The 23,151-nt window shown below is 74.6% G+C and carries 18 protein-coding genes and 1 riboswitch; of the genes, 3 read left to right on the forward strand and 15 right to left on the reverse strand.

Annotated features, from left to right (window positions below; translation table 11 throughout):
- Positions 1–8: 8 nt before the first annotated feature.
- The 6 genes from cobC to cobM are packed head-to-tail and all read right to left on the reverse strand — an operon-like array spanning position 9 to position 6,299.
- On the reverse strand, positions 9–1,052 hold the full coding sequence (gene cobC / locus ACZ64A_RS12720; protein ID WP_469810045.1) for an Rv2231c family pyridoxal phosphate-dependent protein CobC: 1,044 nt from the start codon (positions 1,050–1,052) through the stop codon (positions 9–11).
- Positions 1,042–1,965, reverse strand: coding sequence for a sirohydrochlorin chelatase (locus ACZ64A_RS12725; RefSeq protein WP_469810046.1), 924 nt, complete (start codon positions 1,963–1,965; stop codon positions 1,042–1,044). The genes cobC and ACZ64A_RS12725 overlap by 11 nt, the downstream gene beginning before the upstream one ends.
- The gene (locus tag ACZ64A_RS12730) at positions 1,962–2,555 is read right to left on the reverse strand and encodes a precorrin-8X methylmutase (protein WP_469810047.1); all 594 of its coding nucleotides are present in this window, start codon (positions 2,553–2,555) and stop codon (positions 1,962–1,964) included. Before ACZ64A_RS12730 ends, ACZ64A_RS12725 begins: the two co-directional genes overlap by 4 nt.
- Positions 2,552–4,252, reverse strand: coding sequence for a precorrin-3B C(17)-methyltransferase (cobJ, locus tag ACZ64A_RS12735; RefSeq protein WP_469810049.1), 1,701 nt, complete (start codon positions 4,250–4,252; stop codon positions 2,552–2,554). Before cobJ ends, ACZ64A_RS12730 begins: the two co-directional genes overlap by 4 nt.
- The gene (cbiE, locus tag ACZ64A_RS12740) at positions 4,249–5,484 is read right to left on the reverse strand and encodes a precorrin-6y C5,15-methyltransferase (decarboxylating) subunit CbiE (protein WP_469810050.1); all 1,236 of its coding nucleotides are present in this window, start codon (positions 5,482–5,484) and stop codon (positions 4,249–4,251) included. Before cbiE ends, cobJ begins: the two co-directional genes overlap by 4 nt.
- Positions 5,481–6,299 carry a precorrin-4 C(11)-methyltransferase gene (cobM, locus tag ACZ64A_RS12745; protein WP_469810052.1) on the reverse strand — a complete coding sequence of 273 codons (819 nt, stop codon included), beginning with the start codon at positions 6,297–6,299 and terminating at the stop codon, positions 5,481–5,483. The genes cbiE and cobM overlap by 4 nt, the downstream gene beginning before the upstream one ends.
- A 113-nt stretch (positions 6,300–6,412) precedes the next feature.
- Here cobM and ACZ64A_RS12750 point away from each other — a divergent pair, with 113 nt between their 5' ends.
- Positions 6,413–7,141, forward strand: a complete 729-nt coding sequence (locus ACZ64A_RS12750; protein WP_469810053.1) for a ZIP family metal transporter — start codon at positions 6,413–6,415, stop codon at positions 7,139–7,141.
- Positions 7,142–7,164: 23 nt separating this feature from the next.
- On the opposite strand, the gene cobI is transcribed toward ACZ64A_RS12750, so the two are convergent.
- The 9 genes from cobI to ACZ64A_RS12795 form a co-directional block, all read right to left on the reverse strand.
- Positions 7,165–7,896, reverse strand: coding sequence for a precorrin-2 C(20)-methyltransferase (gene cobI / locus ACZ64A_RS12755; protein ID WP_469810055.1), 732 nt, complete (start codon positions 7,894–7,896; stop codon positions 7,165–7,167).
- A complete protein-coding gene (locus ACZ64A_RS12760) occupies positions 7,893–9,236 on the reverse strand; it encodes a cobyrinate a,c-diamide synthase (RefSeq protein WP_469810056.1) in 1,344 nt (447 codons plus the stop codon). Before ACZ64A_RS12760 ends, cobI begins: the two co-directional genes overlap by 4 nt.
- Positions 9,236–9,835, reverse strand: coding sequence for a cob(I)yrinic acid a,c-diamide adenosyltransferase (cobO, locus tag ACZ64A_RS12765; protein ID WP_362314954.1), 600 nt, complete (start codon positions 9,833–9,835; stop codon positions 9,236–9,238). Before cobO ends, ACZ64A_RS12760 begins: the two co-directional genes overlap by 1 nt.
- The gene (locus ACZ64A_RS12770; protein ID WP_469810057.1) at positions 9,835–11,841 is read right to left on the reverse strand and encodes a putative cobaltochelatase; all 2,007 of its coding nucleotides are present in this window, start codon (positions 11,839–11,841) and stop codon (positions 9,835–9,837) included. Before ACZ64A_RS12770 ends, cobO begins: the two co-directional genes overlap by 1 nt.
- Entirely contained in the window at positions 11,838–15,491 is a 3,654-nt protein-coding gene (gene cobN, locus ACZ64A_RS12775; protein ID WP_469810059.1) for a cobaltochelatase subunit CobN, read from the reverse strand. Before cobN ends, ACZ64A_RS12770 begins: the two co-directional genes overlap by 4 nt.
- Positions 15,488–16,996 (reverse strand): cobyric acid synthase, encoded by a 1,509-nt coding sequence (locus tag ACZ64A_RS12780; protein WP_469810060.1) that lies wholly within the window; start codon positions 16,994–16,996, stop codon positions 15,488–15,490. The genes cobN and ACZ64A_RS12780 overlap by 4 nt, the downstream gene beginning before the upstream one ends.
- On the reverse strand, positions 16,993–17,934 hold the full coding sequence (locus ACZ64A_RS12785; RefSeq protein ID WP_469810061.1) for a cobalamin biosynthesis protein: 942 nt from the start codon (positions 17,932–17,934) through the stop codon (positions 16,993–16,995). The genes ACZ64A_RS12780 and ACZ64A_RS12785 overlap by 4 nt, the downstream gene beginning before the upstream one ends.
- 106 nt (positions 17,935–18,040) lie before the next feature.
- Positions 18,041–18,206, reverse strand: a riboswitch (cobalamin riboswitch).
- A gap of 106 nt (positions 18,207–18,312) precedes the next feature.
- On the reverse strand, positions 18,313–18,534 hold the full coding sequence (locus ACZ64A_RS12790) for a hypothetical protein (RefSeq protein WP_469810062.1): 222 nt from the start codon (positions 18,532–18,534) through the stop codon (positions 18,313–18,315).
- Positions 18,535–18,568: 34 nt separating this feature from the next.
- The gene (locus ACZ64A_RS12795; RefSeq protein ID WP_469810063.1) at positions 18,569–19,828 is read right to left on the reverse strand and encodes an inorganic phosphate transporter; all 1,260 of its coding nucleotides are present in this window, start codon (positions 19,826–19,828) and stop codon (positions 18,569–18,571) included.
- A 227-nt stretch (positions 19,829–20,055) separates the two neighbouring features.
- On the opposite strand from ACZ64A_RS12795, the gene ACZ64A_RS12800 reads away from it, so the two are divergent.
- A complete protein-coding gene (locus tag ACZ64A_RS12800) occupies positions 20,056–20,844 on the forward strand; it encodes a class II aldolase/adducin family protein (RefSeq protein WP_469810064.1) in 789 nt (262 codons plus the stop codon).
- A 125-nt stretch (positions 20,845–20,969) separates the two neighbouring features.
- Positions 20,970–22,103, forward strand: a complete 1,134-nt coding sequence (locus ACZ64A_RS12805; RefSeq protein ID WP_469810065.1) for an alpha/beta hydrolase — start codon at positions 20,970–20,972, stop codon at positions 22,101–22,103.
- The last annotated feature ends 1,048 nt before the right edge of the window (positions 22,104–23,151 follow it).

Genomic DNA, 23,151 nt, shown 5'->3' on the forward strand with positions numbered 1-23,151 from the left:
GACACCCCCTACGGCGTCAGCGCCGACGCCAGTGCCCGGAGGAAGCCGTCCGTCGTCGCCTCGTCCCGCACGGCCAGGCGGAGCCAGTCCTCCCCGAGGCCGGGGAAGGTGTCCCCGCGGCGGACGGCGTACCCCAGGGCGCGCAGGCGCCGGCGCACCAGGGCGGCCCCCGGCAGCCGGACGAGCACGAACGGCCCCTCGGCCGGGGTCACCACCCGCACGCCCAGGCGTCGCAGCCCGGTGACGAGGTAGGCGCGGTCGGCAGCGATCTGCTCGGCCGCCCGTGCCGCCTCCGCCAGCGCCGGCGGCTCCACGCAGGCCCGCGCCGCGGCCAGCGCCGGGGTGGACACCGGCCACAGCGGCTGGGCCCGTTCCAGATCGGCGATCACCTCGGGGGAGGCGAGGACGTATCCGATGCGCAGCCCGGCCAGGCCCCAGGTCTTGGTCAGGCTGCGCAGCACCACCAGGCCGGGCACGTCCGTCCGCCCGGCCAGCGCCTGCCGTTCGCCCGGCACCGCGTCCATGAACGCCTCGTCCACCACGAGCGTCCGCCCGGGGCGGGCCAGGGCGGCGATGGTGGCGGCCGGGTGCAGCACGGAGGTCGGGTTGGTCGGATTGCCGACCACCACCAGGTCGGCGTCCTCGGGCACCAGCGCGGGATCCAGCCGGAAGCCGTCCGACTCCCGCAGCAGCACCCGGTCCACGGTGTGCCCCGCGTCCCGCAGCGCCGCCTCGGGCTCGGTGAACTGCGGGTGTACCACGACCGGCCGGCGCACCTTCAGCGCCCGCGCCAGCAGCACGAACGCCTCCGCCGCCCCGGCCGTCAGCAGCACCCGCTCGGCCGGCAGGCCGTGCCGTGCCGCGACCGCGGCCCGCGCGGCCCGCCCGTCCGGATAGGCGGCGAGCGAGGACAGCGAATTGGCGATCCGCTCCCGCAGCCAGTAAGGCGGGGTGTCCGCGCGGACGTTCACCGCGAGGTCGATCAGTTCGGCCCCGTCGTCGCGGACCTCGGCGTCCCCGTGGTGGCGAAGGTCGTGCCCGTCAGTGCGCATGGGAGTGCGTGTGCCCATGTCCGTGGCCGTGGCCGTGGCCGTGGTGGTGGTGTCCGTCGTCGTCCGGGTGGAAGTGCGGCTGCTGCGGCAGCCCCACCTTGTCCTCGAAGCCGGGCAGCGCGATCCGGTACACGCACGAGTCGCAGTTCATCCGCAGATCGCCCTTGACGGCCTCCTCGTACCGCTCCATCACCAGGTCCAGCAGCTCCGGCTCCGGCCCGATCACATCCGCCGAGCGCACATCCAGCCCGGGGTGCGCCGCCGCCCACTCCTCGGTCTGCTTGCGCACCCGGTCCGGCAGGATGCCGGTGAACAGGAAGTAGGGCAGGACCACGATCCGCCGCGCGCCGAGCTTCGCGCACCGCTCGAGCCCGCTCGGCACGTCCGGCGCAGCCAGCGACACGAACGCCGTCTCCACGGCGCCGTATCCCCGGCCCTCCCACAGCAGCCGGGCCGCCTTGAAGACCTCGGCGTTGGCGTCCGGGTCGGTCGAGCCGCGCCCGACCAGCAGCACCGTCACCTCGGAGCGGTCCACGCCGTCGCCCAGCACCTCTTCGAGGCGCCGCTCCAGCACGTTCAGCAGCGAGGGGTGCGGGCCCAGCGGACGGCCGTAGGTGTACGTGATGCCGGGGTGCCGCTCCTTCTCGCGGGCCAGGGCCGCCGGGATGTCGCCCTTGGCGTGGCCGGCGGACACCAGCATCAGCGGGACGGCGGCGAAGCGGCGCACCCCGCGTTCCACCAGCTCGGTCACGGCCTCGCCGAGCGGCGGCGGGGACAGCTCGATGAAGCCGCCCGCGACGGGCAGTTCGGGGTGGCGGCGGCCCAGCTCCCGGACGAAGTCGCGGAACGCCTCCGCTCCGGCGTCGTCGCGGGTGCCGTGGCCGGCGATCAGCAGGGCGGGCGGGGTGGTCACGCGTTCTCCTCGGACGAAGACGAAAGGGGGTGGTACAGCAGGGCGTTGAGGGCGGCGGAGGCGACCGCCGACCCGCCCTTCTCGGACACGTTGCTCACGGCGGGCAGCCCGCTCTCGCGCAGCGCGGCCTTGGACTCGACGGCCCCGACGAAACCGACGGGCAGACCGATGACGAGCGCCGGGGCCGCGTCGAGCGTCAGCAGTTCCTCCAGCGCGGTCGGCGCGTTGCCGATCACCCAGAGGGCGCCGGGCCCGACCTGCTCGTAGGCGAGCCGGATGCCGTGCGCGGAACGGGTCAGCCCGGGGCCGGCGACGCCGTCCTTGAGCCGGCAGACGGTCTCGCGGCGGGTGATGCCGGCCCCGACCATCTCGACGTCGACCACGACGGGCGCCCCGGCGTGCAGCGCGGCGTGCGCCCGGACCAGGTCGCCCTCGTCCATGACGAGGTCGCTCGCGTACTCCAGGTCGGCGGCGGAGTGGATGACCCGCTCCACCACGGCCCGGGTCAGCGCAGGGAAGTGCGAGGTGTCCAGCCGCTTGCGCAGCCGCCGGTAGGACTCCTCCTCGATGGGGTGGACCACGCGGTTCACCGGACCTCCTCTTGGGTGGTCTGCCAGCGGTAGCCGCGCGGGGTCACCATGCGTCCCGCGATGTTCCGGGTCGCGGTGTTGCCCACGGTCACGACCGTCATCATGTCGACCGACGCGGGGTCGAGCTCGCCGAGCGCCGTGACCCGGCTCGACTCGTCGGGGCGCGAGGCGTTGCGGACGACCCCGACCGGCGTCGTCGGCTCGCGGTGCTCGGCGAGGATCGCGAGCGCCTTGGGCAGCTGCCAGTCGCGGCCCCGGGAACGCGGGTTGTAGAAGGTGACCACGAGGTCCGCCTCGGCCGCGGCCCGTACCCGCCGTTCGATGACCTCCCACGGCGTGTGCAGGTCGGACAGGGAGATCGACACATGGTCGTGGCCCAGCGGCGCGCCCAGGATCGCCCCGGCCGCGAGCGCCGCGGTCACGCCCGGCACGCCGATCACGTCGATGTCGTCGGACGCCTCGGCGAGCGCCGGCGAGGCCATCGCGTACACCCCGGCGTCACCGCTGCCGATGAGCGCGACGGCCTGCCCGCGCCGGGCCTCGGCGACCGCCGTACGGGCCCGCTCCTCCTCGGCGCCCAGCCCGGACTCCAGGATGCGGGTGCCGGGGCGCAGCAGGTCGCGGATCTGGTCGACGTACTGGTCGAGGCCCACGAGCACGGAGGCGCGGCGCAGTTCGGCCTTGGCGCGCGGGGTCAGCAGGTCGCGGGCGCCGGGACCCAGGCCGACCACCGCGAGCCGCCCGCGCCCCGGACGCCGTACGACGGCGCAGGTCGCCATGGCGGGGGAGCCGTCGGCGCGCTGCGACTTCCGCTTGGGGACGAGGAGTTCACCACCCCGGGCGAGCGCGGCGGCCTCCGCCACGGACGGCGTGCCGACGGCGGCGAGCGGCGCGTCCGACGGGTTCGGCACCTCCACCGCGGCCAGCGCCTCGGCCGGGTACGTCACCAGCGGCACGCCGAGCCGTTCGGCGGCCTCCACGATGCCGGGCTCGCCGGCCTTGGCGTCCACGGTGGCCAGCTCGGCGAGCGACCGCACCGACAGCCCCGCCTCGGCCAGCGCGGCCTCGACCAGCGTCAGCACCTCGTCCACCGGGGCGCCCTTGGACGCACCCACCCCGACGACCAGCGTCGGCGGGCGCAGCAGCACCTCGCGCTCCCCGGCGGTGACCGCACGGTCGGTGACGCGGACCGTGTACGCGCCCTGTCCGGCCAGCGGCAGCGGCGGCAGCGGCCACGCGACCTCCGCCGCCAGCGCCACCGGCTCCCCGTCCAGCAGCGCCCGCGACACCGCCGCGACCGCGCCCTCGACGGGCAGGCCCAGGGTGTCCAGGCCGGCCAGTCCGACGGCGTCCGTCGCCGTCGTCACGACCGGCACCGCGCCCAGCACCTCGGCCACCTCGGCGGCGAGGTCGTTGGCGCCGCCGCCGTGCCCGCCGAGCACCGGCACGGCGAACCGCCCGCCCTCGTCGACGCAGACCACACCGGGGTCGGTCGCCTTGTCGCCCAGCAGCGGCGCGACCAGCCGGACGGCCGCGCCGGTCGCCAGGAAGCACACCAGCTGCTCGCACTCCGCGAACGCCCGCCGCACGGCGTCCGCGACAACGCCGTCGTACACACGGGTGCGGTCCGGCCACGCCGCGGCCAGCCGGTCGCGCGCCGCCGCCCCCGCCGCGGTGGCGGAAATGAGGCCGATCACTGGGCAACTCCTTCGTCAGCAGATGCCGGGGGCCGCTCGCCCCACAGCAGGAAAACGGGATTGGCCGCCGCGAGCCGGGTCACGTCCCCGGGCAGCGGCGCGAGCCGTGACGACTGCAACAGCACGCCGTCGACGCCGAACCCGCCGTCCGCGAGCGCGGCACGCGCCGCCGGCACCCGGTCGAGGGCGGCCAGCGCCACCACGACGGTCCGCCGGGCGCGCCGCGCGCAGGCCGTGACGACGGCGGGCAGGTCCTGCCCGCCACCGCCGACGAACACCGCGTCGGGCTCGTCGAGATCGGACAGCACCGTCGGCGCCGCCCCGTGCACCACGTGCACGTCGACCCCGTGCGCGGCCGCGTTGGCGCGGATCCGCCGCACCCCGTCGGCGGTCTTCTCCACCGCGGTGACGGCGGCCCCGAGCCGCGCGCACTCCACGGCCACCGAACCGGAACCGGCGCCGACGTCCCACACCAGGTCGCCGGGGCGCGGCCCGAGCCGGGCCAGCGCCAGCGCCCGCACCTCGAACTTGGTGATCATCGAGTCGCGGTGGGCGAAGTCCTCTTCGGGCAGGGCCCATCCCGCCGGCCCGGGGCCACGCCCCGCCAGCGTCCGAACGGCGCCCAGCGCCCGCCGCTCGTCCAGGCTGACGACGACGCTCACCGCCGTACCCCAGTCACGGGCCGCGGCCTCGGCGGGCGTCACCCGCTCCAGCCGTTCGCCGGGGGAGCCCAGCGCCGTGGCCACGACGAGAGTCCGGTCGTACGACCGCAGCGCGGCACCGATCTCGGCCGGGCCCGCGCCAGGCCCGGTCAGCACCGCCACCTTCGGCTGCGCCCGGCACACGTTGACAGCCGTGCGCAGGTCACGGCCGTGGGCGCTGACCACGACGGCGTCGTCCCAGGGCAGCCCGAGCCGCGCGAACGCCGTCGCCACGGACGACACCCCGGGCCGCACCGCGAGCCGGTCCGCGCCGAACCGGTCCGCGAGCACCCGCACGATCCCGAAGAACCCGGGGTCGCCGGAGGCCAGCACGACCACCCGCCGCTCCTTGCGGACGTACTCCTCGATCGTGTCCAGCGCCGGGGCCAGCTGCCCGAGCACGACCTGCTCGGCCGTCTCCGGCACCGCCGCCGCGTCCAGATGCCGCCGGCCGCCCACGACCAGCTCCGCACCCGCGAGGACGTCCGCGCCGACCGGCTCGCCCGTCCCCGCGCCCACGACGGTGATCACGTGCTCGCACCCCGCTCGCGCAGCGCCCTGCGGGCCTCGGGGTCGGCCTTGCGGTAGCCGTGGAAATGACCGGGGTGGTACAGGTGCGAGCGGGTGCCGTGCGCGGCGAGCGCCGGGCCGACCAGGAACAGCGTGTGCTTCCAGAGCTTGTGCTCCTTGACGGTCTCCTCCAGCGTGCCGATCGTGCACGTCACGATCAGCTCCTCCGGCCAGGTCGCCTGGTACGCGACGACGACCGGGGTGTCCGTCGGATAGCCGCCCTCCAGCAGCTCCCGCACCAGCTGCCCGCTGCGCGCCGCCGAAAGGAACACCGCCATCGTCGTGCCGTGCTTGGCGAACTCGCGGACCTCCTCGCCGGGCGGCATCGGCGTCTTGCCGCCGCCCAGCCGGGTCAGCACCACCGACTGCGCCACCTCGGGGATCGTCAGCTCACGCTGCGCCAGCGCGGCCACCGCCGAGAAGGAGGACACGCCCGGCACGACCTCGGTGGCGATGCCGATCTCCTGGCATCGGTCCAGCTGCTCCTGCGTGCCGCCCCACAGGGCGGGGTCGCCGGAGTGGATCCGGGCCACCTTCCGTCCCTCGTCGAACGCACGTCGGTACACGGCGACCACGTCCTCCAGGGACATGGTGGCCGAGTCCAGGATCTCGGCGTCCTCGCGGGCGTGTTCGAGGACCTCCGCCTGGACCAGGCTCGCGGCCCAGATCACGACGTCGGCCTCGGCGATGGCGCGGGCGGCACGGAACGTCAGCAGATCGGCGGCGCCGGGGCCGGCACCGACGAAGGTCACCTTGCCGGTGGGGGCATCGGCCATGGGAATCGGTCCTCTCCTACAGGCCGGCTCGAGTCGTTACGAGTCGGTACGAGTCAGTGGGTCGGCGGCTGTCGGACGTGCGCGCACGCCGGTGAATCGGATAGCAAGGGCCTATGGCGGTCTTCGTGGCGTTCGGCGCGTTCCTGATGACGCTGGCCGGCGGCTGGACGGCACAGCGTGTGACCGACCGCCGCCACCTGGTGCTGGGCCTGGCGGGCGGGCTGATGCTCGGCGTGGTCGGCCTGGACCTGCTGCCGGAGGCGCTGAAGGCGGCCGGCACCGAGGTCCACGGCGTGCCCGCGGCCCTGCTGCTGTTCGTGGCCGGCTTCCTGCTGGCCCATCTGGTGGAACGCCTGCTGGCGGCCCGCCGCGCCTCGCACGGAGGGGACGAGCACAACCACGGGGCGCCCGAGGTGGGCCTGACGGCCGCCGCGGCCATGGTGGGACACAGCCTGATGGACGGCGTGGCGATCGGTGCGTCCTTCCAGGTCGGCGGCGGCATGGGCACCGCCGTCGCGCTCGCCGTCATCGCCCACGACTTCGCGGACGGCTTCAACACCTTCACCCTGACCAGCCTGTACGGCAACGCCCGCCGCAAGGCCTACGCGATGCTGTTCGCGGACGCCGTCGCCCCGGTCGCCGGAGCGGCCGCGTCGGCGTACGTCACCATCCCGAAGGGTGTCCTCGGCGGCTATCTCGGCCTGTTCGGCGGCGTCCTGCTCTACCTGGCCGCCGCCGAGATCCTGCCCGAGGCCCACCACGAACACCCCGCGCGCTCCACTGTGCTGTGCACGGTCGCCGGAGCGGCGTTCATCTGGCTGGTGGTGGGCTTCACCGGGTGACGGTGCGCGCCCCTGGGCGGGTCTCACAGCTTGCCGCCCCGGCCGCCGTCCCGCCGCGCGGGCGCGATCAGCGTCGACAGATACGGCAGCGGGGCGCCGTCCAGTTCGCCGGCCGGCCGGATCGACTCCTCCGGCAGGCCCAGCGCCGAACCCCACACCGCGTCGGCGAGCCGCCCGGTCTCCCGCAGCGCCTCGGCGACCTCGGCGGCCTGCCGCCCGAACTTGTACGCCACGACCGTGCCGGGTCCGTTCAGCGCGTCCTTGAGCACCGCCGAACCGGCGGTCACCGGCACCAGCGTCAGCGGCTCGGTGCCCTCGGTCAGCACCGCGCCCGAGCGGGCCGCCAGATCCTGCATCGCGGTGATGCCGGGCACCGTCTCCACGACCGTGCCGGGCACCAGCTCGGCGATCGTCTGCGCGAGGTAGGTGAACGTCGAGTACACGTTGGGGTCGCCGATCGTCGCGAACGCCACCGTGCCGTGCTGCCGCAGCAGCGCCGCGACCCGCTCGCCGGCCGCGTCCCAGGCCGCCTCCCGGCGCGCGCGGTCCGTGCGCTCGTTCAGTGCGAACACGACCCGGACGATCTTCTCCTGCTCCGCGTAGTGCAGCACGGTCGCCTCGGCCCGCCCGCGCTCCATCGTGTCCATCACGGGGACGACGACGACATCGGCGGCGCGCAGCGCGTTCACGCCCTTGACGGTCACCAGTTCCGGATCGCCCGGACCGACTCCGACCCCGATCAGCCTGCTGCTCATGACGTCCGGCACCTCTCCACGAACCGACGGGCGACACCGGGCTCGGACGCCCAGTGGGTGTGCAGATAGCTCGCGTGCACACCGCCCTGTACAAAACCTTCGACCCGCCTGACGGGGGTGCGGACGCCCCAGGCGGGAGCCGTGCCGGCGCCGGGTTCGACGACCGTGCGGTGGAACTCGTGCCCCCGCATCCGTGTCCCGGCCGGTGCGAGCACACTGTCGCCGACGGACACGGCGTCCCGGTAGCCGAGCGTCAGCCGCTCGGTCATCCGCGCGCCGGCGTCCAGCACCGAGCACATGGGCTGCCCGTCCAGCTCCCGGCACAGATACAGCAGCCCGGCACACTCCGCGGCCACGGGCGCACCGGAGAGGGCGAGCTCGGCGATCGCCTTCCGCAGCGGCTCGTTGGCGGACAGCTCGCCGGCGTACACCTCGGGGAACCCGCCGCCGATGACGAGACCCGCGGTGCCTTCGGGCAGTTGCTCGTCCCGCAGCGGATCGAAGGTCACGACCTCGGCCCCGGCCGCGGTCAGCAGCTCGGCGTGCTCGGCGTAGGAGAACGTGAACGCGGGGCCACCGGCGAGGGCGACCACGGGGCGCTGCGCCACGGAGGTGACGGGGGCCTCCCACGGTTCGTCCGTCAGCGCCCCGGCGCTGTGCGCCAACGCGAGCAGCGCCTGAAGATCACAGCCGTCGGCCACCTGCGCCCCCATCGCGGCCACGGCCTCCACCGCGGCGGACCCCCGCTCGGCGACCGGCACCAGCCCCAGGTGCCGCGACGGCGTCGACACCTGCTCGGCCCGCCGCAGCACGCCCAGCACGGGCACCCCCGCCGCGTCCAGCGCCTCCCGCAGCAGCGACTCGTGCCGCTCGGAGCCCACCTTGTTCAGGATCACGCCCCCGACCCGCACCTGCGGGTCCCAGGACGCGAAGCCGTGCACCAGCGCCGCCACCGACCGCGACTGCGAGGAGGCGTCCACGACCAGCACGACCGGTGCGCGCAGCAGCTTCGCGACCTGCGCGGTGGAGGCCAGCTCGCCCTCCCCGGCGGCACCGTCGTACAGCCCCATCACGCCCTCCACCACGGCCAGGTCGCAGCCCGACGCCCCGTGCAGGAACAGCGGAGCGACCAGCTCCGGCCCGCACAGGTACGCGTCGAGGTTGCGGCCCGGCCGGCCGGTGGCCAGCGCGTGATACCCGGGGTCGATGTAGTCCGGGCCCACCTTGTGCGGGGACACGGAAAGCCCCCGCGCGGCGAACGCGGCCATCAGCCCCGTGGCGACGGTGGTCTTGCCGCTGCCCGAGGAGGGCGCGGCGATGACCAGCCGGGGAACGGACATCACCACTCGATGCCCCTCTGGCCCTTCTGCCCGGCGTCCATCGGATGCTTGACCTTGGACATGTCGGTGACCAGGTCGGCGAAGTCCACCAGCTTCTCGGGCGCGTTCCGCCCGGTGATCACCACATGCTGGGTGCCGGGCCGGTTGCGCAGCACGTCGACCACCTCGTCGGTGTCGACCCACCCCCAGTGCATCGGGTACGCGAACTCGTCCAGCACGTACAGCCGGTACGTCTCGGCGGCCAGGTCCCGCTTGACCTGCTCCCAGCCCTCGCGGGCCTTCTCCTCGTTGTCCATCTGCGCATCGCGCTGGACCCAGGACCAGCCCTCGCCCATCTTGTGCCAGTCGACGGTGCCGCCCTCGCCGGAGGCGCCGAGGACGCGCAGCGCGTTCTCCTCGCCGACCTTCCACTTCGCCGACTTGACGAACTGGAACACCCCGATCGGCCAGCCCTGGTTCCAGGCGCGCAGCGCCAGCCCGAAGGCCGCCGTCGACTTGCCCTTGCCGACGCCGGTGTGCACGACGACCAGCGGACGGTTGCGGCGCTGACGGGTCGTCAGACCGTCGTCCGGTACGACACTCGGCTGTCCCTGCGGCATTACGCGGCCCTCCTCGAAGTCCCCTGCACGTCCTTGACCAGCCCGGCGATCGAGTCCGCCCGCAGCTCGTCCAGCGTGACCGCTGTCCCGCCCAGATCGGCGGCGAGCTGCCCAGCGAGCCCGAGCCGCACCGGCCCCGACTCGCAGTCCACGACCACGGAGGCGACCGAGTCGGCCGCGAACAGCCGCGCCGCACGGGAGGCGAGCGCCACCGGCTCGGGGCCGCCCGTCGCCCGCCCGTCCGTCACGAGCACGACCAGCGCCCGGCGCGCCGGGTCCCGCAGCCGCTCCACCCGCAGCACCTCGTGCGCCTTGAGCAGCCCGGCCGCCAGCGGCGTACGCCCGCCGGTCGGCAGCGACTCCAGGCGCGCCGCGGCCGCGTCCACGGACGACGTCGGCGGCAGCGCCACATCGGCGGCCGAACCCCGGAACGTCACCAGACCCACCTTGTCCCGCCGCTGGTAGGCGTCCAGCAGCAGCGACAGCACGGCGCCCTTCACGGCGCTCATCCGCTGCCGCGCCGCCATCGACCCGGAGGCGTCGACCACGAACAGCACGAGGTTGCCCTCACGCCCCTCACGGGCCGCCTGCCGCAGATCGTCCCGGCGGATCACCAGACCCGGCCCGGACCGGCCCCGCGCCCGCTGGTGCGGGGCGGCCGCCTGCACGGTCGCCGCCAGGTGCAGCTTGGTCAGGGCGCCCTGCGGCCGGCGCGCCCCGGTGGTGCGCCCCTGCTCGGTGCGCGCCCGCGAACGCCGCCCGGCGGCGCCCTCGCCGATGCCGGGGACGCTCAGCACCTTGGTGCGGAAGGGCTCCGCGGCGCGCGCGGCCGGCTGCTCGGCCGCACCCGCGCCGGACGGCTGCGGCTCGCCGCCCTCGCCCTCCTCGGGCCGCGCCCCGGTGTCCCCGCCCTGCGGACCGGCGTCCGGCGCCGGCTGCCCGCCGCCGCCCCCGGGACCGTCCGGGTCCGGGTCCGGGTCGTCGTCGGGGGACTCGCCGGAGAACTCCTCCAGCGTCTGGTCCAGCTTGTCCTCGTCCAGCCCTGGCGCGTCGAACGGGTTGCGGCGGCGCCGGTGCGGCAGCGCCAGCAGCGCCGCCTGCCGCACGTCCTCCGCGAGCACGTCGGTCCGCCCGGCCCACGCGGCCAGCGCGGTCGCGGTGCGGGCCATGACGATGTCGGCGCGCATGCCGTCCACCTCGAACGCCGCGCAGGTCGCCGCGATCTGCCGCAGCGCCCCGTCACCGAGCCGCACCTGCGGCAGCAGCGCCCGCGCCGCCGCGATCCGCTGCCGTACGGCGGTCTCCTCCTCGGCCCAGCGCTCGGCGAAGGCGGCCGGGTCGGCGTCGTACGCCAGGCGCCGCTTGACGACCTCGACCCGCAGGTCGGGCTCGCGGGAGGCGGCGACCTCCACGGTCAGGCCGAACCGGTCGAGCAACTGCGGCCGCAGCTCGCCCTCTTCCGGGTTCATCGTGCCGACCAGCAGGAACTTCGAGGCGTGCCGCACGGAGACGCCCTCGCGCTCCACGTACGAGGCGCCCATCGCCGCCGCGTCCAGCAGCAGGTCGACCAGGTGGTCGTGGAGCAGGTTCACCTCGTCCACGTACAGGATGCCGCGGTGCGCGTCGGCCAGCAGGCCCGGCTCGAACGCCTTCACGCCCTCGGCGAGCGCCCGCTCGATGTCCAGCGCGCCGACGAGCCGGTCCTCGGAGGCGCCGACGGGCAGTTCGACCATGCGGGCGGGGCGTGCGACGCCCGCCCCCGGCTCGTGCGGACCGTCGGGGCACGACGGGTCCGGCGCCGCCGGATCGCAGGAGAAGCGGCAGCCGGCGACGACGTCGACCTCGGGCAGCAGCGCCGACAGCGCGCGCACCGCCGTGGACTTCGCGGTGCCCTTCTCGCCGCGCACCAGCACTCCGCCGACCGCCGGCGACACGGCGTTCAGCAGCAGCGCGAGCCGCAGATCGTCCTGACCGACGACGGCCGTGAAGGGAAAGGGGGTGGTCACTTCTCGTCGCCCTCCAAGTCGCCTTCCAGCTCCAGATAGGTGGCGCGCAGCCGCTCCAGCGTGTCCGCGTCCGGCTCCGCCCACAGGCCGCGGTCGGCGGCCTCCAGCAGTCGTTCGGTGATGCCGCGCAGCGCCCACGGGTTGGACTTCTTCATGAAGTCCCGGTTCTCCGGGTCGAAGACGTACTCGGCGCTGAGCTTCTCGTACATCCAGTCGTCGACCACGCCCGCCGTGGCGTCGTAGCCGAACAGGTAGTCCACGGTCGCCGCCATCTCGAAGGCGCCCTTGTACCCGTGCCGGCGCATGGCCGCCATCCAGCGCGGGTTGACCACCCGCGCGCGGAAGACGCGGTGCGTCTCCTCGCCCAGCGTGCGCGTCTTCACCTGGTCCGGTACGGCCGAATCACCCACGTAGGCCTCGGGGTTGGCGCCGGTCAGGTGCCGCACCATGGCGACCATTCCGCCGTGGTACTGGAAGTAGTCGTCGGCGTCGACCAGGTCGTGCTCGCGGGTGTCGACGTTCTTCGCGGCGACCGCGATCCGCTTGAACGCGGTCTCCATGTCCCCGCGCGCCGCCCGCCCGTCGAGCCCGCGCCCGTAGGCGTAGCCGCCCCACACCGCGTACACCTCGGCGAGGTCGGCGTCCGAGCGCCAGTTGCGGGCGTCGATCAGCGGCAGCAGACCCGCGCCGTACGCGCCCGGCTTGGAGCCGAAGATCCGGGCCGTGGCCCGGCGCCGGTCGCCGTGCTCGTCCGTGTCCGCGTCGGCGTGCGCCTTGACGTAGTTGCGCTCGGCGGGCTCGTCCAGCTCGGCCACCGCGCGGACCGCGTCGTCGATCAGGCCCACGACGTGCGGGAACGCGTCCCGGAAGAAGCCGGAGATACGGACCGTGACGTCGATGCGCGGCCGCCCCAGCTCCTCCAGCGGCACCACCTCGAAGCCGGTCACGCGGCGCGAGGCGTCGTCCCAGACGGGACGGCAGCCCAGCAGCGCCAGGATCTCGGCGATGTCGTCGCCCTGCGTGCGCATCGCGGACGTGCCCCACACCGTGAGGCCGACCGACTTCGGGTACGCGCCGGTGTCCTGGAGGTAGCGGGCCACGAGCGAGTCGGCGAGCGACTGCCCGACCTCCCAGCTCAGCCGCGACGGGATCGCCTTGGGGTCGACCGAGTAGAAGTTCCGGCCGGTCGGCAGGACGTTGACCAGGCCGCGGGTGGGCGACCCGGACGGTCCCGCCGGGACGTAACCGCCGTCCAGCGCCTTGAGGATGTGCCCGATCTCGTCGGTCGTACGGGCCAGGCGCGGCACGACCTCCGTGCACGCGAACTCCAGTACCGCGACGGCGTCGGGCAGTTCGGTGCCGAGGACGTCCCTGAGCAGAGCCCTGCTGTGCGAGGCGTCCCAGCCGCGCTCCTCCATGCCCTGCGCGATCCGCCGGCACAGCTGCTCCAGCAGGTCGATCGCGTCGGACGCCGTCCGCGCGGGGCCCTCCACCAGGTCCGTCAGCTCCACCGGCACCTTCACCGGGGCACCCGGCTCGCCCAGCAGCTCCTTCTCCACCAGCCCGAAGTGCGCCGCGAGCGAGGCCCGCAGGCCCGGCAGCGCGTTCGCCTGTCCGCCCCACACCTGCGAGGCGCGCAGCACGGCAAGCACCAGGTTCACGCGCGGCTCGGCGACCGGGCCGCCGCCCAGGATGTGCAGGCCGTCACGGATCTGCACGTCCTTGATCTCGCACAGATAGCCGTCGATGTGCATGACGAACTCGTCGAACGTCTCGTCGTCCGGCTGCTCGTCCACATGCAGGTCGTGGTGCAGCTCGGCCGCCTTCACCAGCGTCCAGATCTGCGCGCGCACGGCCGGCGCCTTGGCCGGGTCCAGGTCGGAGACCAGCGCGTACTCGTCGAGCAGCTGCTCCAGCTTGGCCAGGTCGCCGTAGGTGTCGGCGCGGGCCATCGGCGGGACGAGGTGGTCGACCACGGTGGCGTGGCCGCGCCGCTTGGCCTGGGTGCCCTCGCCGGGGTCGTTGACGATGAACGGGTAGATCAGCGGAAGGTCACCGAGGACGGCGTCCGGTGCGCAGCCGCCGGACAGGCCGAGGCCCTTGCCCGGCAGCCACTCCATCGTGCCGTGCTTGCCCATGTGCACGATCGCGTCCGCGCCGAAGCTGTTGTCCAGCCAGCGGTAGGCCGCCATGTAGTGGTGCGACGGCGGCATGTCCGGGTCGTGGTAGATCGCGATCGGGTTCTCGCCGAAGCCGCGCGGCGGCTGGATCATCACGACGACGTTCCCGAACTGCAGCGACGCGAGCACGATGTCGTCGCCGTCGACGTACAGGGAGCCCGGCGGCTCGCCCCACGCCTCCAGCATGGCGTCCCTGAGCTCCGGGTCCAGCTTCTCGAACCACGCCCGGTAGTCCGCCAGCGGCACCCGGGCGGGCGCGGACGCCAGCTGCTCCTCGGTCAGCCACTCGACGTCGTGGCCGCCGGCCTCGATCAGCCGGTGGATCAGCTCGTCGCCGCCGGAGGGGTACTCGGTGAGCGAGTAGCCCGCGTCCCGCAGGGCGTCCAGCACCCGTACCGCGGAGGCGGGCGTGTCCAGGCCGACGGCGTTGCCGACGCGGGAGTGCTTGGTCGGGTAGGCGGTGAAGACCAGCGCGATCTTCTTCTCGGCGTTCGGCTTGTGCTTCAGCCGGGCGTGCCGGGTGGCGATCCCGGCGACGCGCGCGGCCCGCTCCGGGTCGGCCACGTACACCGGGACGTCGTCCGGGCCCTGCTCCTTGAAGGAGAACGGCACGGTGATCAGCCGGCCGTCGAACTCCGGGATCGCGACCTGCATCGCGGCGTCCATGGGGGACAGGGCCGCGTCGGACTCCTCCCAGGCGCTCTTGGACGAGGTGAGGCACAGGCCCTGGAGGACGGGGACGTTCAGGTCGGCGAGCGCGCCGATGTCCCAGGCCTCCTCGTCGCCGCCCGCCGACGCCTGCGAGGCGTGCGTGCCGCCCGCCGCGAGCACGGTGGCGACCAGCGCGTCGGCCTGCGCGAGCAGCTCGTACAGCCCGGCGTCGGCGCCGCGCAGCGAACCGCAGTACACGGGCAGCGCGTTGGCGCCCTGCGCCTCGATCGCCTCGCACAGGGTGTCCACGAAGGCGGTGTTGCCGCTCAGTTCGTGGGCGCGGTAGAAGAGCACGCCGACGGTCGGCCGCCCGTCCCGCAGCGCGTACGAGCCGTGGACGCCGTACTCCGGCATCTTGTGCGGCTCCTCGAAGCCCTCACCCGTCAGCAGCACGGTGTCCGACAGGAACCGCGACAGCTCCAGCAGGTTCGCGGGGCCGCCCTCGACCAGGTACCGCAGCGCCTCGGCGACCACGCCGGCCGGCACGCTGGACTCGGCCATCAGCTCGGCGTCGGGCACGGCCTCGCCGCCCAGCAGTACGGTCGGCACCCCGGACGCCTTCAGCGCGGCGAGCCCGTCCTCCCAGGCCCGCTTGCCGCCCAGCAGGCGGACGACGGCCAGGTCCGCGCCGTCGAGCAGGCCCGGCAGCTCGGCGGCGACGTCCACCCGGGTGGGGTTGCCGATCCGGTAGTCCGCGCCGGAGGCCCGGGCCGCCAGCAGATCCGTGTCGGCGGTCGACAACAACAACACTGTGCTCATGCGGGCGCTCCCGGTGGAATGAAAGGCAGTCCTTGTGGCGCGCCGGACTCGATGAGCCGCCACAGCGCGTCCGTGTCCGCGTGCTGTTCGATCAGGTCGCCGAGCCGGTCGAGCTGCTCCTCGCGCAGCGCGGCGAAGGACGTGTCCGGCGCGGGCACGAAGCGGCGGCCCGCGGCGGCGGCCACCTCGCGCAGGAAGGCCCGCCGGAAGCCGTCCGACTCCAGCGAGCCGTGCCAGTGGGTGCCCCAGGTCTGGCCGACCCGGCAGCCGTCCAGGAAGGGTTCGCCGCCCTGGACGGTGGCCACGCCGTGGTGGATCTCGTAGCCGTCGACCCGCTCGCCGAGGGCTTCCCCGGCCGGCCGGGTGAGGGTCTTCTCGCGGGCGAACCGCACCCGCACGGGCAGGACGCCGAGCCCGTCGACCTCTCCGGCACGCGACTCGACGTCGTCCTCGATGTGCTCGCCGAGGAGCTGGAAGCCGCCGCAGATGCCGAGGACGGGCCGCTGCTCGGCCGCCCTGCGCACCAGGGCGTCGGCCAGACCCCGCTCGCGCAGCCACTGCAGGGCCCGCACGGTCCCGCGGGTGCCCGGGACCACCACCAGGTCGGCGTCGGCCAGCTCCTCCGGACGGTCCACGAACCGCACGACCACGCCGGGTTCGGCGGCGAGCGCGTCCACGTCGGTGAAGTTGGACATCAGCGGTATCGCGCAGACCGCGACCCGCAGCACGTCCTCGCCGAGGGGCGGGGAGACGGCCGACTCGCGGACGGTGCCGCGCAGGGACACCCTGAGGCCGTCCTCCTCGTCGATGCCGAGCCCGTGCCGGAAGGGCAGCACGCCGTAGGTGCGCCGCCCGGTCAGGCCGTGCAGCATGTCCAGGCCCGGCTCCAGCAGGGAGACGTCACCGCGGAACTTGTTCACCAGGAACCCGGCGACCAGCTCCTGGTCCTCGGGCGAGAGCAGGGCGACGGTGCCGAAGAAGGACGCGAAGACGCCCCCGCGGTCGATGTCGCCGACGACCAGGACGGGCAGCCGCGCACCCCGCGCGATGCCCATGTTCACGATGTCGGTCCGGCGCAGATTGATTTCGGCCGGCGAACCCGCCCCCTCGCAGATCACCGCGTCATACGTGCCCCGCAGCTCGGCCAGGCACTCCAGGACCGTGCCGAGCAGCCGCTGCTGGCGTCCGCCGTGGTAGCCGCGCGCGCTCATCTCACCCACCGGCTTGCCCAGCAGCACCACCTGACTGCTCTGCTCACCACCGGGCTTGAGCAGCACCGGGTTCATCAGCGCGGTCGGCTCGATCCGGCAGGCCTGGGCCTGCATGGCCTGCGCCCGTCCGATCTCGGCGCCCTCGCGGGTGACGAAGGAGTTCAGGGACATGTTCTGCGCCTTGAAGGGCGCCACCTTCACGCCCTGCCGCACCAGCCACCGGCAGATCCCGGCGGTCACGACGCTCTTTCCGGCGTCGGAGGTGGTGCCGGCGACGAGGAGACCGCCGTTCATCGATCACGCCCCTTCCCGATGAGGCGTGCGCCCGCGCACACGCCGAGCGCAAGCCAGCTCACGCGCCGGGACAGCCGTACCGCCCGGCGGATGTCGTGGGTTCGCACGGCGCGCCCCCGCGCGTTCAGCACGGGCCGGTGCTCCACCCGCCCGCCGTACGACAGCGTTCCGCCCAGCCGCACGCCGAGCGCGCCCGCGAAGGAGGCCTCCACGGGGCCCGCGTTGGGGCTGGGGTGTTTCACCGCGTCCGTTCGCCAGGCCCGTACGGCACCGCGCCGGTCCGGGCCGGTGAGCACGGCGAGGGCGGCGGTCAGCCGGGCTCCCGGCCAGCCGGCCACGTCGTCCAGCCGGGCGGAGGCCCAGCCGAAGCGCCGCAGCCGCGGCGACTTGTGACCGACCATCGCGTCCAGGGTGTTGACGGCCCGGAAGCCGAGCAGCCCGGGGACGCCGCCGACGGCGCCCCACACCAGGGCGCCCACGACGGCGTCGGAGGTGTTCTCGGCGACCGACTCGACCACGGCCCGGGCGATCCCGTCGGCGTCCAGCGCCTGCGGGTCCCGGCCGCACAGATGGGGCAGCCGGGCCCGGGCCGCCTTCACGTCCCCGGCTTCCAGGGCGCGTCCGATGGCGCGGGCCTCGCGAGCGAGCGAGGTCCCCCCGACCACGGACCAGGTGGCGGCGGCGGTCAGCGCGATCGAGGCGGCGGGGGAGCGGCGCACGCAGCGGGCGGCGGCGGCCCCGAGGGCGACGGCGCCGCCGGCGCAGACGGCGGTGTGCAGGGTGCCCCAGCCGCGGTGGTCGCGCCACAGGGTGCGCTCGACGGCGCCCGCGGCCCGTCCGAACACGGCGACCGGGTGCCCGCGGCGCGGATCACCGAGGAGGAGGTCGCCGAGGAGGCCGGCGGCGGCGCCGTACGCGAAGACGCGTTCGGCTCGCACGGGGCTCAGCCGGCCGTGGGGTCGGGCTGGGCGTCGCTGATGGGCCTGGTCCTCAACCGGCAGCCGCACATGGCGTCATGTCCTCACTCAGGGTGTCCGCGCCCTGGTTCGAAGGAGATCGGCGGTGAGAGTTCCTGGCTCCCGGGGTTGCTCAACCCCGGTGACAGTGGCGGGACCGCGCCGGACTTCCACCGGCTTCCTCTCCTGCACGCCGCAACTTGGCCCCGGCAGTCCACCACGGCTGTTCGGGGACCGTCAACTTGCCCTTGACCTGGGGCGGAGGAGTGTGGGCAGGCCCACACACGGATGACCTGCCAGGTCACACGACGGAACGCGGGGTGCCGCTCGGGCACCCCGCGTCCTGTGTGGTGAGGCCGGTCAGGCGACGATCAGGCTGATGCCGTACGCCACCGCCGCCGCGCACGCCGCGAAGCAGGCGTACGCGCCGGTGACCGCGAGGGCGGCCGAGCCGCCCTGGGCCTGGGCCCGCTCGCGGCGGGACAGACCCATGATGCCGAGGGTGAACAGGGCCACCAGACCCACGGTGACCACGAGGCTGACACCGAAGACGGAACCGAGGGCCGCCCAGTCGATCTTCATGCTGCTTCTCTTCCTTCGTACCCGAAAGCGGCGGTCAGACGGCCGGGGCCGGGTTCGCGGTGGCCGGCTGCTCCGCCGTCGCGACGGCCGGAGCGGGGATGGTGGCCATCAGGTCGTCCGTGACGGCCGGGCCGGCGACCGGGGGCGGGGTCACGGCGGCCATCGCGGTGGTGACCACGCCGGCCGGCTCCTCGTCCACGGCGTTGACGTTGGTGTGGTCGACCACCTCGCGGCGGGAGACCTTCCAGATGCCGAAGCTGGCGGACACCAGGAAGACGGCGACCAGTGCGGTGCCCCAGGCGCCGAAGCCGGTGACGTACTCGGCGAGCGCGCCGACCAGCGCGGCGGCCGGCAGGGTCAGGCCCCAGGCGATGAACATGCGGGTCGCGGTCGACCAGCGCACCACACCGCCCTTGCGGCCCAGGCCCGCGCCCATCACGGAGCCGGAGACGACGTGCGTGGTGGACAGCGAGAAGCCGAGGTGGGAGGAGGCGAGGATGGCGGTGGCCGCGCTGGTCTGGGCGGCGAAGCCCTGCTGCGGCTGCATGTCCGTCAGGCCCTTGCCCATGGTGCGGATGATGCGCCAGCCGCCGATGTAGGTGCCGAGCGCGATGGCCAGGCCGGCCGAGAGGATCACCCAGGTGGGCGGGTCGGAGTCGGGCGCGATGGCGCCGCCGGCGACCAGGGCGAGGGTGATGATGCCCATCGTCTTCTGCGCGTCGTTGGTGCCGTGGGCGAGGGAGACCAGGCCCGCCGAGGCGATCTGGCCGGCCCGGAAGCCCTTGTCGGCCGCCTTGCCGTCGGCCTTCTTGCCGAGCGTGTACGACAGACGGGTCGCGACCATCGCCGCGACACCGGCGACGACCGGGGCGGCGACCGCGGGCAGCAGCACCTTGGTGACGAGCACGTCGCCGTGGACCGCGCCGAAGCCGGCCGAGGCGACGGTGGCGCCGATCAGACCGCCCATGAGGGCGTGCGAGGAGCTGGAGGGCAGGCCCACGAGCCAGGTCAGCAGGTTCCAGAGGATCGCGCCGACCAGGGCGGCGAAGATGACCTCGGGACGGATGCCGCTCTCGTCGACGAGACCCTTGGAGATCGTGTTGGCGACCTCCACGGAGAGGAAGGCGCCCACGAGGTTGAGGGCGGCGGACATGGCCACGGCGATCTTGGGCCGCAGCGCGCCGGTCGAGATGGTGGTGGCCATCGCGTTGGCGGTGTCGTGGAAACCGTTCGTGAAATCGAACGCAAGCGCGGTTACCACCACGATCGCGAGGATCAGCGAGAAGCTTTCCATTTACCCAGGCATTCGTTCGAAGTCATTGGCTCGTCGAACGTAAGTAACGCGGGTGAACGGAAGGTGAACTGGGACGGGCGGCGCGATGTCGGAAAGAGGGGGGCGTTGCTCCGTTCCACCGTGCCGGGCCGGGCGCCACACGGCCCGTCCGCCCGGCGTGGGGCGTCGTGGCCGGTCGCGGGCCCGGGAAAGAGATGTCGGTCACCCGGGGCTGGCAGGATCGCGGCATGACGGAACAGCGGCGGGAACGGCACTGCGGACGGGCGGTCGACGGGGCGCGCGCGGAGGAGACGCGGGCCGGTGAGCAGGAGGCCCGTGCCCGGGAGGAGCAAGCCGGTGAGCAGGAGGCTTGCACCCGGGAGGAGCAGGCCGGTGAGCGGGAGGCCCGCGCCTGGGAGGAGCTGGTCGCCACGGCGCGCGGGACCGTCGCCGACGGACTGGTCGTCGGCACCTCCGGCAATGTCTCGGTACGCGTCGGTGACCTGGTGCTGGTCACCCCGTCGGGCGTGGCCTACGACCGGCTGCGTCCGCGGGACCTGACGGCGGTCGGCCTCGACGGCCGGCAGGTGCGCGGCTCCCTGGTGCCGACCAGCGAGCTGCCGATGCACCTCGCCGTATACCGCACGACGGACGCCCGGGCCGTCGTGCACACGCACGCCGTCCACGCCACGGCGGTCTCCACGCTCGTGCAGGAGCTCCCGCTCGTCCACTACATGGCCGCGGCCCTCGGCGGCCCGGTCCGGGTCGCCCCCTACGCGACCTACGGCACGCACGAGCTGGCCGAGAACATGCTGCGGGCCCTGACCGGCCGCACGGGCTGCCTCCTGCAGAACCACGGCACGATCACCTACGGCGCCACCCTCGACCAGGCCTACGACCGCACCGCCCAGCTGGAGTGGATGTGCCGCCTGTGGCTCACGGCGTCCTCGGTCCCGGGCCTCACCCCGAGCCTGCTGACCGAGGAGCAACTGGCGGAGGCGGGGGAGCGGCTACGGGGGTACGGGCAGCGGGGGTGACGGGGGTGGGTGAGCGGTGCGGTGGCGGGGCGGTGCGGTGACGGACCGGGCGGCGGGCCGCGGATGATCACCCTCCATGTCGCTTCCGGTGGCTTGGGACGGACCACGCCGGGAAACTGGTTCCCGTGCGCACTGTCAAAGCGACGGCCGCTGCCGTCACCGCCGTCATGGGTGCCGGGGCCGCAGCCGTGGTCGCCGGCCGACTCGCCAGCGACGCCGCGCTCAAGGCGCCCCCGGGCCGGCCGCTGCCCACCGAACCCCGGCTCACCGTCCACGCGACGGCCGCCGGCCGCATCGCGCTCACCCGCGACCTGGCCGCCCTGCGCCCCGGCACCTACGGACTCGCCGGCGACGGCAGCCACGCGGTCGTCGGCCAGGTCCTGGACTCCGCCGAGCACAGCGCCGACACCGTCGTACGCCGCCTGGAGCGCGTCACGCACGGCACGCTGGAGCCGGGCGACAAGGTGTGGCTCACCGCCAACCTCCACGTCGGCGACCCGAAGGCCGCCGTCGGTCTGGAGCACGCCGACGTCGACGTGCCCGGGGAACTCGGCTCCCTGCCCGCCTGGTTCGTGCCCGCGGCCCGGGACACCTGGGTGATCGCCGTGCACGGCCTCGGCACCACCCGTGAGCTGCCCATGAACGTCATGGGCATGCTGAACCGGCTGCGCTTCCCCGTGCTGGCCCTCGCCTACCGCGGCGACCTGGGCGCGCCCCGCCCCCCGGACGGCCTCAACCACTTCGGCGAGACCGAGTGGCGCGACGTGGACGCCGCGATCCGCTACGCCGTGCGCTACGGCGCCCGCCGGGTCGTCCTCTACGGCTGGTCCACCGGCGCCACGATGGCGCTGCGCGCGGCGCGGCTCTCCGGGATGCGGGAGCACGTCTCCGGGCTGGTCCTGGACTCTCCGGTGCTCAGCTGGCCGAGCACGCTGCGCGCTCTCGCCCTGGCCCGGCACACGCCGGGCGCGCTGCTGCCGCTCGCGGTGCGTGCCGCGCAGGGCCGCACGGGGCTGCAGGACGGCCCCGCCGACGGCACCGTCGTGGCGGACGCCGACGACCTGGCCGTGCCGACGCTGATCGTCCACGGCCCCGACGACACGGTCGCCCCCTGGCGCTTCTCCCGCCGCTTCGCCGCCCGCCGCCCCGACCTGGTCGCCTTGCACACGGTCGCCCAGGCCCCGCACGGAGCGATGTGGAACGCGAACCCGGACTCCTACGAGGAAGCCCTCCGCCGTTTCCTGACCCCCTTGATGTGACGATCCCCCGCCGAGGCGGACACCACGGCATCGGACACCACGGCATCGGACACCGCGGCATCTGACGCCCGCGCCCGCCGTCGGGCCGCCACGCCGCCGGCACCACCGCCCGCGCGGCCCTCGCCGCCGCGCTCGGCGGGACGCGGCGGCGTGACCGCTGCCGGGGTGCCCCGCCTCGGTCGAGGCGGCCCCGCAGCACCGCCGACACCCCGGCCGCCGGCCGACGGAGTCGCCGTACGCCGGAACCACCGCCGCCGAACGACACCGACGGCCCGGCCGGGGCCCTGCGCCTGGGTCCGCCGCCGTCCCGGCAGTCGGCGACCGGCGTCGGGCGGGTGCGTGGCCGACACCACCGGCCGGACCGCGGCCGCCCGCCGCCCCGCTCAGCGGAGCCTGCGGAACCGGATCGCTGACGGTCCCCGTCGCCCCGCTCGGCGGAGCCTGCCCGCCGGACCGCCGTCGGCACCCCGGCCGTGCACCGCCCCCAGTCCTGGCAGCATGCGGACGCCGCCCCCAGTCGGCGGAGTCGCTGCGCGCCGGGGTCGGGCCCCTGCGCGCGGGTCCGACGTCGGCCCGGCGGTCGCCGCGCGCCGGTCCGAGCCCCCGCGTGCCCGGCCCAACCGTCGGTCACCGGCCTCGAGGCGTCGACGGAGGCCGCCGTCGGCGGTGGTTACCGTGGCAGGCGCCCTGCGCCGTCACCTTCGCCGCCCGGCTGCCCGGCCGCCCGGCTGCCCGGCCGCCGGGGTGGCCGGCCGTCGGGCGGCGCGGGCGCGCGCCTCACCGTGTCGCTGCGGCTCCCGTCGTGGGTGTCGGGCGGCGGGGGGTATTCCGTTTCGGGGGGCCGTTCAACGGCGTACGACTGGCCTGATCACGTCTGGTTTCGACGTACTGAGCGGGTCCGTCGTGCCGCCCGATCGGCCGCCGTGGCATTCCGTTTGGGTTTTCGGACCGTCAACCGGAAGACTGCACCCGTGACGTCCCGTATCCCGCGCGACTCCAGGCTTCGACTCGTCCGACCCCGACCCCTGGCCGCCGCCCCCAGAGCCGT

This window comes from Streptomyces sp. NPDC104814, from assembly GCF_055583185.1.

Coding starts and splice junctions, on each gene's coding strand:
- cobC (WP_469810045.1), bottom strand. CDS start 1,052: ATGCGCACTGACGGGCACGACCTTCGCCACCACGGGGACGCCGAGGTC.
- cobM (WP_469810052.1), bottom strand. CDS start 6,299: ATGGCCGATGCCCCCACCGGCAAGGTGACCTTCGTCGGTGCCGGCCCC.
- ACZ64A_RS12750 (WP_469810053.1), top strand. CDS start 6,413: ATGGCGGTCTTCGTGGCGTTCGGCGCGTTCCTGATGACGCTGGCCGGC.
- cobI (WP_469810055.1), bottom strand. CDS start 7,896: ATGAGCAGCAGGCTGATCGGGGTCGGAGTCGGTCCGGGCGATCCGGAA.
- ACZ64A_RS12760 (WP_469810056.1), bottom strand. CDS start 9,236: ATGTCCGTTCCCCGGCTGGTCATCGCCGCGCCCTCCTCGGGCAGCGGC.
- cobO (WP_362314954.1), bottom strand. CDS start 9,835: ATGCCGCAGGGACAGCCGAGTGTCGTACCGGACGACGGTCTGACGACC.
- cobN (WP_469810059.1), bottom strand. CDS start 15,491: ATGAGCACAGTGTTGTTGTTGTCGACCGCCGACACGGATCTGCTGGCG.
- ACZ64A_RS12780 (WP_469810060.1), bottom strand. CDS start 16,996: ATGAACGGCGGTCTCCTCGTCGCCGGCACCACCTCCGACGCCGGAAAG.
- ACZ64A_RS12790 (WP_469810062.1), bottom strand. CDS start 18,534: ATGAAGATCGACTGGGCGGCCCTCGGTTCCGTCTTCGGTGTCAGCCTC.
- ACZ64A_RS12795 (WP_469810063.1), bottom strand. CDS start 19,828: ATGGAAAGCTTCTCGCTGATCCTCGCGATCGTGGTGGTAACCGCGCTT.
- ACZ64A_RS12800 (WP_469810064.1), top strand. CDS start 20,056: ATGACGGAACAGCGGCGGGAACGGCACTGCGGACGGGCGGTCGACGGG.